This window comes from Klebsiella sp. Q11, from assembly GCF_964241505.1.
Taxonomy (GTDB): domain Bacteria; phylum Pseudomonadota; class Gammaproteobacteria; order Enterobacterales; family Enterobacteriaceae; genus Klebsiella; species Klebsiella michiganensis.
Map to the genome: position 1 here is coordinate 1 of NZ_CAXSXW010000031.1, position 9,418 is coordinate 9,418.

The 9,418-nt window shown below is 53.7% G+C and carries 8 protein-coding genes; 5 read left to right on the top strand and 3 right to left on the bottom strand.

Features of this window, described 5'->3' with window-relative positions:
• Positions 1 to 112 precede the first annotated feature (112 nt).
• Positions 113 to 1,186: a tRNA/rRNA methyltransferase gene (locus ACESQ2_RS28175; RefSeq protein WP_004123719.1), complete on the bottom strand. Its 1,074-nt coding sequence runs from the start codon at positions 1,184 to 1,186 to the stop codon at positions 113 to 115.
• Positions 1,187 to 1,389: 203 nt separating this feature from the next.
• On the opposite strand from ACESQ2_RS28175, the gene trxC reads away from it, so the two are divergent.
• The 5 genes from trxC to ACESQ2_RS28200 all read left to right on the top strand — a co-directional run bounded on the left by trxC (position 1,390) and on the right by ACESQ2_RS28200 (position 7,112).
• Entirely contained in the window at positions 1,390 to 1,815 is a 426-nt protein-coding gene (gene trxC, locus ACESQ2_RS28180) for a thioredoxin TrxC (RefSeq protein ID WP_004104599.1), read from the top strand.
• 69 nt (positions 1,816 to 1,884) lie between these two features.
• On the top strand, positions 1,885 to 2,583 hold the full coding sequence (locus ACESQ2_RS28185) for a tRNA-uridine aminocarboxypropyltransferase (RefSeq protein WP_014839228.1): 699 nt from the start codon (positions 1,885 to 1,887) through the stop codon (positions 2,581 to 2,583).
• Positions 2,584 to 2,618: 35 nt separating this feature from the next.
• A complete protein-coding gene (pat, locus tag ACESQ2_RS28190; RefSeq protein WP_014839229.1) occupies positions 2,619 to 5,297 on the top strand; it encodes a protein lysine acetyltransferase in 2,679 nt (892 codons plus the stop codon).
• Positions 5,298 to 5,390: 93 nt separating this feature from the next.
• Positions 5,391 to 6,746: a CDP-diacylglycerol--serine O-phosphatidyltransferase gene (pssA, locus tag ACESQ2_RS28195; RefSeq protein WP_373171592.1), complete on the top strand. Its 1,356-nt coding sequence runs from the start codon at positions 5,391 to 5,393 to the stop codon at positions 6,744 to 6,746.
• 39 nt (positions 6,747 to 6,785) lie between these two features.
• The gene (locus ACESQ2_RS28200) at positions 6,786 to 7,112 is read left to right on the top strand and encodes a YfiM family lipoprotein (protein WP_014839230.1); all 327 of its coding nucleotides are present in this window, start codon (positions 6,786 to 6,788) and stop codon (positions 7,110 to 7,112) included.
• 2 nt (positions 7,113 to 7,114) lie between these two features.
• Here ACESQ2_RS28200 and ACESQ2_RS28205 read toward each other — a convergent pair whose 3' ends face one another.
• Together ACESQ2_RS28205 and ACESQ2_RS28210 are read right to left on the bottom strand one after the other, a co-directional pair.
• A complete protein-coding gene (locus tag ACESQ2_RS28205; RefSeq protein ID WP_049069706.1) occupies positions 7,115 to 8,413 on the bottom strand; it encodes an MFS transporter in 1,299 nt (432 codons plus the stop codon).
• Positions 8,414 to 8,694: 281 nt separating this feature from the next.
• Positions 8,695 to 9,150, bottom strand: a complete 456-nt coding sequence (locus ACESQ2_RS28210) for a DUF4385 domain-containing protein (RefSeq protein ID WP_046878655.1) — start codon at positions 9,148 to 9,150, stop codon at positions 8,695 to 8,697.
• Between the last annotated feature and the right edge of the window lie 268 nt (positions 9,151 to 9,418).

The following is a 9,418-nucleotide window of genomic DNA, read 5'->3' on the forward strand; positions in this document are numbered from 1 at the left end:
CGGAAAAGGGTGAGCCTTTCCGGATTCTTACACAGCCACTGGATCGATCAACCGATCCTTAACTGATCGGCATTACAGCATTGCGCTGGCATTTTGACTCTGAGACAAGGTGTTACGCCTTGTTCTGCCGCCACCATTCAGCCAGCAGCACGCCGGTTGCTACGGACACGTTCAGGCTTTCAACGTTACCGGTGCCTTCAATCGCGATGTTCAGATCGGCGCTGGAGATAGCGGCGTCAGAAAGACCGTCACTCTCCTGCCCTAACACCAGCACCATTTTCTTCGGCAGCTCGGCTTTGAACAGCGGAGTCCCGTTATGGCTGGAAGTAGAAACAATCGCGTAGCCCGCTTTACGGAAGCGCTCGAGCGTATCAATGAAGCTGTCGCCCGTAATCGGCTCAACGTGCTCCGCGCCGCCTTCCGCAGTACGAATCGCGGCGCCGGACTCCATAACGCCGGCATCCTGCACAATCACGCCTTTGACGCCAAAGTGCGCGCAGCTGCGCATAATCGCGCCGAGGTTGTGCGGGTTGCCGACATCTTCCAGCGCCAGAACACAATCTTCAGCGTCGGCTTTAGCCACCCACTGCTCAACGGAAGTGCCGTGGCGCTTTTTAATCAGGAAGCAAACCCCGCCGTGGTGTTCAGTGCCGGACGCTTTCGCCAGCTCTGCTTCATCGACCACATGATAGGCTTTACGATTCGCCGCCATCCAGCGCAGAGCTTCTTTGAAGCGCGGGGTCACGCTCTGGATAAACCAGGCGCGAACGATGGCGTCCGGACGGCTCTGGAAGAGCGCCTGGCAGGCGTTTTCACCATAAACGCGGGTTTCTTCCGCGCGCTGGCGGCGCAGCACTTCAGGATCGATAAAGCTTTTTCCGCTGATCCCGCCGTGATCCGCTTTTACCGGCGCCTCATCGCCCGGCGCGCGGGATACGGTACGCCACGGAGAGGAGCCCTCGCCGCCAAAGCCTTCACGCTTGCGATCGTCACGTTTACGATCGCCACCGCGGCTCTCTTTTTCATCGCGCGCAGGGCGGTTACGACCGTCAACACGAGACTTTCCTGGACGTCCCCCGCCCTTCCCGGTACGCGGGTTATGGGTACGTCGGTCAGAATCATCATCACTGCGGACATACATCACTTTGACCTTGCCGCTTTTATTTTTCAGTTCGTCGTCGCTCATTCATTTTCTCCACCTGCGCTGCGCGAAGCGCGCAGATTACCCGATGTGCCATCACTTAGCCATTATTTCATTTAAAAGCCTGAGTCTATCGTATTCATTGAATAAAACTCATTGTCCTTTATTCGCAGTGCATCGATAATATGTAACATTACAGAAACAAATCGGCCACGTGCCGCGCTGCAACCCATAACCAGAGGTTAGTTATGAATACCGTTTGTGCCAGTTGTCAGGCTCTGAACCGCATCCCCGACGATCGTAGCGCCGATGGCGCGAAATGCGGGCGCTGCGGTCACGATCTTTTTGATGGCGATGTGATCAACGCGACCGGGGCAACGCTGGATAAACTGCTGAAGGACGATCTGCCCGTGGTTGTTGATTTCTGGGCGCCGTGGTGTGGCCCCTGCCGTAACTTTGCGCCAATCTTTGAAGATGTGGCTGAAGAACGCAGCGGCGAAATGCGTTTCGTGAAAGTGAATACCGAGATGGAGCGTGAACTGAGCGCTCGCTTCCGCATTCGCAGCATCCCGACCATTATGATGTTTAAAAATGGCGAAGTTATCGACATGCTCAATGGCGCCGTACCTAAAGCACCTTTCGATAGCTGGCTAAACGAAGCAGGCCAGCAGTAAACCTCACGGGGCACCGCTTGTGCCCCGTTTTCTCCTCTGCGACAATGGCGTTTTTTCTTAGCGATCCCCATGACTGATAACGCCGTCCTTCGCCTTCGCGCCGAACGCCTCGCGCGCGCCACCCGGCCTTTTCTTGCTCGCGGCAACCGTATCCACCGCTGCCAGCGTTGCTTGCTGCCGTTGAAGCAGTGCCTTTGCGCCACCCTCAAGCCGGCTGCTGCCGCCAGCCGTTTTTGCCTGGTGATGTTCGATACCGAGCCAATGAAGCCCAGCAATACCGGTCGCCTGATTGCCGATATACTGCCGGATACGGAGGCCTTTCAGTGGTCACGAACCGAACCGCCGCAGGCGCTTCTCGATCTCGTCGCCGACGCGCAATATCAGCCGATGGTGGTTTTTCCTGCCTCTTATGCTGGCCCGGAGCGTCAGGTACTTGATTCACCGCCCCCGGGTAAACCACCGCTGTTTATTATGCTCGACGGCACCTGGCCCGAAGCGCGAAAAATGTTCCGTAAAAGCCCCTGGCTTGACGCGCTGCCGATGATTTCCGTCGATCTGTCGCGTATCTCCGCTTATCACCTGCGGGAAGCTCACGCAGAAGGCCAATACTGTACTGCCGAAGTCGCGATTGCGCTGTTGGATCTCGCGGGGGATAAAAGCGCAGCCACGGCCCTTGGCGGGCACTTCAGCTTATTCAGAACGCGCTACCTGGCAGGAAAAACTCAGCATAAGGGCAGTATCACAGCACAACTGACAGAAAACGTTTAAAATCATCCGGTCACTGGGGATCAAAGGAGACCGGTATGAGCCAACGAGGCCTGGAAGCATTGCTGCGGCCAAAGTCGATCGCCGTTATTGGCGCATCAATGAAACCACAGCGCGCCGGTTATCTGATGATGCGCAACCTGCTGGCGGGCGGATTTAGCGGCCCCGTTCTCCCCGTAACGCCAGCGTGGAAAGCGGTTCAGGGCGTACTGGCCTGGCCTGACGTCGACAGTCTGCCCTTCACGCCCGATCTCGCCGTGCTTTGTACTAACGCCCGCCGAAATCTTGAGCTGCTGGAAGCGCTGGGGCAAAAAGGGTGCAAAACCTGCATCATTCTCTCCTCCATCCCCGAACAGTATCCCGCGCTGCTTGAATGCGCCTCCCGCTACCAGATGCGGCTGCTTGGCCCTAACAGCCTTGGCCTGCTTGCGCCGTGGCAGGGCCTCAACGCCAGCTTTTCGCCGGTGCCTATTCATCGCGGCAAACTGGCGTTTATTTCGCAATCGGCGGCGGTCTCCAATACCATCCTCGACTGGGCCCAGCAGCGTGAGATGGGGTTTTCTTACTTTATTGCGCTGGGGGATAGTCTGGACATCGACGTTGATGACCTGCTTGATTTCCTCGCTCGCGATAGTAAAACCAGCGCCATTTTGCTTTATCTCGAACACCTCAGCGATGCCCGTCGTTTTGTCTCAGCGGCCCGCAGCGCATCGCGTAATAAGCCGATCCTGGTGATTAAAAGCGGACGCAGTCCGGCTGCGCAGAAGCTTCTGCACGTCAACTCTGGCATGGATCCGGCCTGGGACGCCGCTATTCAGCGCGCAGGTTTATTGCGCGTACAGGACACGCACGAGCTGTTCTCAGCGGTCGAAACCCTCAGCCACATGCGCCCGCTGCGCGGCGAGAAACTGATGATAATCAGCAACGGCGCCGCTCCGGCTGCGCTGGCGCTGGATGAGCTCTGGCTGCGTAACGGCAAACTCGCCGCGCTCAGCGAAGAGACCAGCAGCGCTCTTCGTCAGGCATTACCTGAAACCATCGATATTGCCAACCCGCTGGATCTACGCGATGACGCCAGCAGCGAGCATTACCTCAAAGCGTTGAACGTACTGCTGGATAGCCATGACTACGATGCGCTGCTGGTGATCCACTCTCCCAGCGCTGCCGCACCGGGAACAGAGAGCGCGCTGGCGCTGATTGACGCCCTGAAGCGCCACCCGCGCGGCAAATACGTTACGGTACTTACCAACTGGTGCGGTGAGTTCTCTTCACAAGAAGCGCGGCGCCTGTTTAGCGATGCGGGGCTGCCGACCTATCGAACGCCTGAAGGAACCATTACCGCTTTTATGCACATGGTGGAGTACCGGCGTAACCAGAAACAGCTCAGGGAAACCCCGGTCCTGTCAAATTCGTTAACCACTAACGCTGCCGAAGCGCACAACCTGCTGCAACGGGCAATGAATGAAGGCGCAACGTCGCTGGATACCCATGAAGTGAGCCCCGTTCTGCATGCTTACGGTATTCATACCCTGCCGACGTGGATTGCCGCTGATAGCGCCGAGGCTGTACATATTGCCGAGCAGATTGGCTACCCCGTCGCTCTGAAGCTGCGCTCGCCTGATATTCCGCACAAGTCGGAAGTTCAGGGGGTTATGCTTTATCTGCGCACGGCTACCGAGGTACAGCAGGCCGCGGACGCGATTATCGATCGCGTCAAAATGACCTGGCCTCAGGCGCGTATTCACGGGCTGCTGGTGCAAAGCATGGCTAATCGCGCCGGGGCGCAGGAGCTGCGGGTTGTCGTTGAGCACGATCCGGTTTTTGGGCCGCTGATCATGCTGGGGGAAGGCGGCGTCGAATGGCGGGCTGAGGATCAGGCCGCCGTCGCGCTCCCGCCGTTGAATATGAACCTTGCGCGCTATCTGGTTATCCAGGCCATCAAAAGTAAAAAAGTGCGCGGCCGCAGCGCGCTGCGCCCTCTCGATATTCCTGGCCTGAGCCAGCTACTGGTACAGGTATCGAATTTGATCGTCGACTGTCCGGAAATACAGCGCCTGGATATTCACCCTCTTCTGGCTTCCGGCCACGAGTTTACCGCGCTTGATGTCACGTTAACTCTCGCACCGTTTACCGGCGATAGTGAAAGTCGCCTGGCCATACGCCCTTACCCTCAGCAGCAGGAGGAGTGGGTGGTGATGAAGAATGGCGAACGCTGTCTTTTCCGTCCCATCCTCCCGGAAGATGAGCCGCAGCTTATGGCCTTTATCGCTCAGGTCACGAAAGAAGATCTTTATTATCGTTACTTCAGCGAAATCAACGAATTTACTCATGATGATTTAGCCAATATGACGCAGATCGACTACGATCGAGAAATGGCCTTTGTTGCTGTGCGCACCACCGCCGAGGGGAACGAGATCCTCGGCGTAACGCGAGCGATCTCCGATCCGGATAATATCGATGCCGAGTTTGCTGTACTGGTGCGCTCCGACCTGAAGGGTATGGGGTTAGGCCGCAAGCTCCTGGAAAAGCTGATTGCCTACACGCAAAACCACGGCCTGCAGCGTTTGAATGGCATTACCATGCCGAATAATAAAGGCATGATCGGACTCGCCAGAAAGCTAGGATTCTCGGTTGATATTCAGCTTGAAGATGGAATTGTCAGTTTGTCTCTACAGCTTGTACCTGAGCAATTACAAACGGCTGGCCGCAATTGTTGACTACTTTAACGGGTAGTAATGGTATTATTGCCCGCTTACGTCGTCTGCATGGTACAGAAGACCCTTCAATAAACAGAGAAGAAACGCACTGTGATGTTGTCAAAATTTAAACGCAATAAACATCAACAACACCTTGCCCAACTCCCTAAGCTTTCTCAGTCAGTTGATGATATCGAGTTCTTTTACGCTCCGGCAGATTTTCGGCAAGCGTTACTGGCCAGGATAGCTCAAGCCACCCAGCGTATTTGTATCATTGCGCTTTATCTGGAACAGGATGATGGCGGCAAAGGAATTTTGCAGGCGCTCTATGACGCTAAGCGTCAGCGTCCCGAATTAGATGTTCAGGTGTTGGTCGACTGGCATCGCGCCCAGCGCGGGCGTATTGGCGTCGCGGCGTCAAACACCAATGCCGACTGGTACTGCCGCATGGCGCAGGAAAATCCCGGTGTCGATATCCCGGTTTATGGCGTTCCGGTCAATACCCGGGAAGCGCTCGGCGTCCTCCACTTCAAAGGTTTTATCATTGATGACAGCGTTCTCTACAGCGGCGCCAGTCTGAATGATGTTTACCTGCATCAACACGATAAGTATCGCTACGACCGCTACCAGTGCATTCGCAACGGTAAAATGGCTGATGTGATGTTCGACTGGGTTGAGAATAACCTGGTGCAAGGGCGTGGCGTTAACCGCCTTGACAGGGCCGATCGGCCAAAAAGTCCGGAAATCAAAAATGACATCCGCCAGTATCGCCAGGAGCTCCGCGATAGCAGCTATCATTTTATCGGCAATGCTGACGATGACCAGCTGTCGGTCACTCCGTTAGTGGGCCTCGGGAAGACGAGTCTGCTGAATAAAACCATTTTTCATCTGATGCCCTGCGCTGAGCATAAGCTGACTATCTGCACCCCCTATTTCAACCTGCCCGCTCTGCTGGTACGTAATATCATCCAGCTGCTACGTAGCGGGAAGAAAGTCGAAATTATCGTTGGTGATAAAACCGCTAATGATTTCTATATTCCGGAAGATCAGCCGTTTAAAATTATCGGCGCGCTGCCCTATCTTTACGAAATCAATCTGCGACGCTTCCTGAGCCGACTGCAGTATTATGTCAATACCGATCAGCTGATTGTCCGTTTATGGAAGGACGACGATAACAGCTACCACCTGAAAGGCATGTGGGTTGATGACGAATGGATGCTGCTGACCGGCAATAACCTGAACCCGCGCGCATGGCGGCTGGATTTGGAAAACGCGATACTTATCCACGATCCAAAATACCAGCTCGGCGCAATGCGTGAAAAAGAGCTCAATCTCATCCGCAAACATACTACGATCGTTCAGCACTATCGCGATTTGCAAAGTATTGCCGATTACCCGATAAAGGTACGCAAACTGATCAGGCGTCTGCGACGTATCCGAATCGACCGCCTTATCAGCCGTATTCTCTGAATTCACGCCCCGCCCAGCGGGGCTTTTTCTGGAATTAGTATGCGCGTCATCATGCTTATTGCCCCACTATTATTACTGACTGGCTGCAGCCATATGGCTAATGATTCATGGAGCGGCCAGGATAAAGCCCAACACTTCCTCGCCTCAGCCATGCTTTCCGCCGCAGGCAATGAATATGCCCAGCATCAGGGCTATAGCCGCGACCGGAGTGCCGCTATAGGCTTTATGTTTTCCGTGAGCTTAGGGGCATCGAAGGAGCTATGGGACAGCCGCCCGTCAGGGAGCGGCTGGAGCTGGAAAGATTTTGCCTGGGATGTGGCAGGTGCCACTACCGGCTATGCGGTATGGCAGCTGGCACATCAGTAATGCTACAAACGTAGCCCCTTGCCTTTACGATGCAGCGTCAGGGAGACCAGGAAGGCAATCGCTCCCATGACGGTCACGTACCAGTAAAAGGCGTGCTCAATTCCCGCTGATTTTAGCGACAGCGCGACATACTCTGCCGAGCCGCCAAATAGCGCATTGGCCACCGCATAAGAGAGTCCAACCCCCAGGGCACGAACCTGAGCAGGAAACATTTCGGCCTTCAGAATGCCGCTGATTGAGGTATAGAAGCTTACTATCAACAGGGCGCATATCACTAAAGCAAATGCCGCATACGGTGAACTCACGTTCTGTAATGCATTGAGAATCGGGACAGTGAAGACGGTGACAAGTACGCCAAAACAGAGCATTGAGGTCCGGCGGCCAATCTTATCCGAAAGCGCGCCGAAAAGCGGCTGAACAAGCATATAAACAAATAAGGCAGCGGTCATAATCATGCTGGCGGTGCCCGCGCTCATGCCTGCGGTGTTGACCAGATATTTCTGCATATAGGTTGTAAAGGTATAAAAGCTTAACGACCCTGCGGCAGTGAATCCGAGCACCATGATAAATGCCTTACGGTTACGCCATAATCCTTTAAACGATCCCGCTTCTTTTAACGCGCGCGTTTCCTGTTTAGACGTTTCGTCCAGCTGTCGTCTCAGCCACAGGGCAACGATAGCCAGGACTGCGCCAAGCGCAAACGGGATACGCCATCCCCAGGCATGAAGCTCTTCATCGCTGAGGATCTGCTGTAAGGCAACCACAACCAGCACGGCCAGAAGTTGCCCACCAATCAGCGTGACGTATTGAAATGAGGCATAGAAACCTTTCTTTCCTTCCACCGCGACTTCGCTCATATAGGTCGCGCTGGTACCGTATTCTCCGCCAACGGACAGGCCCTGGAACAGGCGTGCAAGTAGCAGCAGAGCCGGTGCCCAGGTCCCTATCGTTGCATAACCCGGCAGGCAGGCAATCACCAGTGAACCAAAACACATCATGCATACGGAGATAAGCATAGAGGTTTTACGTCCACGGCGGTCAGCAATGCGCCCGAATATCCATCCCCCGATCGGACGCATCAGAAAACCCGCCGCAAATACCCCTGCAGTTTGTAACAATTGCGTAGTGGTGTTGCCAGAAGGAAAGAAGATGTGCGCAAAGTAGAGTGAGCAAAATGAATAGACGTAGAAATCAAACCATTCCACCAAATTCCCTGATGACGCCCCCACAATTGCCCATATACGGCGCCGGGTATCACCCTGATCCAGGGATCCGCGTTCGCTAATACTGCTTTCTGTCATTGTAATTCTGCTCCAGCAAAGACTGCAATCTGCCGCGTCGGGTGACCCCGCTCAATCAGACAAATCGATTAGTAAATTAAATGTTATATAATTGTTATTTTTTAGTTTGTGATGCCATTCACATTTTTTTTCGTACTACAGGTTTTCGCGATTAAAAGGAGATTCTTCAGGATTAGCAAAGTGAAATATGGTGAATAGCGGGCCAGAACAGGTTTTTATACAGGCGACATTGCGGCACAAATTTATGTGTTTATGTGGGGCAGGAAGATCGATGCTGAAAATTATCCCCAATGAGCCTGATGTTTCTTTTTTCGCTGGAGATAATCTTCATCCTGACGAAGCTTATCCCACCATTGTTTGAAAACTGCCGCAGCTGCCGCCTTAACAGGATCATTACCTCGCGAATTCAGGTGCCCTTCCTTCGCGTATTTTTTACCGCCTTTGTAATTGGCATAACGCCTTGCCCGGGTGTAGCCCATCTGAATAAATTTGCGCGCCATATCCATACCGACAAAATCATTCTGCTGTCGATAAAACTCGAAGAGCTGATAAATTTTCCTGGCAGATTCAATCGCCGATGCTTCATCTTTATAGCGCCAGTAGGGAAGAATTTCGCTTTTATAGGGTTCAACCAACAACACGCCCTGTTCACCTCTTCCTACCTGATAAAGCTCCGGATGCTGGCGAAAATCGATGCTGGAAAAGTCTTGCTGGTAATTAAAAGGCTTAATGGCCATTATTTTCTCACGGGCTGGCTGATAGACATTATAAGCCTGGTACATAAGACTGAAGTGTGGCTAGTGGAATCTTCTGTATCTTTATACAGAGAGCCCGCATAAACCGGCAGGTTATTATTATGAAGATGTGGATGAAAGCAGGGAGTAAAAGGTAGAAATGACCGCGGAGATGGGTTTTATGGGTAAACCGATGTCCGGTCGGTTCAGACGACAAAAACGCAAAAAGCCCATCCGTCAGGATGGGCTCTTCACTTGTTTGATGCCTGGC

Coding starts and splice junctions, on each gene's coding strand:
- ACESQ2_RS28175 (WP_004123719.1), bottom strand. CDS start 1,186: ATGAGCGACGACGAACTGAAAAATAAAAGCGGCAAGGTCAAAGTGATG.
- trxC (WP_004104599.1), top strand. CDS start 1,390: ATGAATACCGTTTGTGCCAGTTGTCAGGCTCTGAACCGCATCCCCGAC.
- ACESQ2_RS28185 (WP_014839228.1), top strand. CDS start 1,885: ATGACTGATAACGCCGTCCTTCGCCTTCGCGCCGAACGCCTCGCGCGC.
- pat (WP_014839229.1), top strand. CDS start 2,619: ATGAGCCAACGAGGCCTGGAAGCATTGCTGCGGCCAAAGTCGATCGCC.
- pssA (WP_373171592.1), top strand. CDS start 5,391: ATGTTGTCAAAATTTAAACGCAATAAACATCAACAACACCTTGCCCAA.
- ACESQ2_RS28200 (WP_014839230.1), top strand. CDS start 6,786: ATGCGCGTCATCATGCTTATTGCCCCACTATTATTACTGACTGGCTGC.
- ACESQ2_RS28205 (WP_049069706.1), bottom strand. CDS start 8,413: ATGACAGAAAGCAGTATTAGCGAACGCGGATCCCTGGATCAGGGTGAT.
- ACESQ2_RS28210 (WP_046878655.1), bottom strand. CDS start 9,150: ATGGCCATTAAGCCTTTTAATTACCAGCAAGACTTTTCCAGCATCGAT.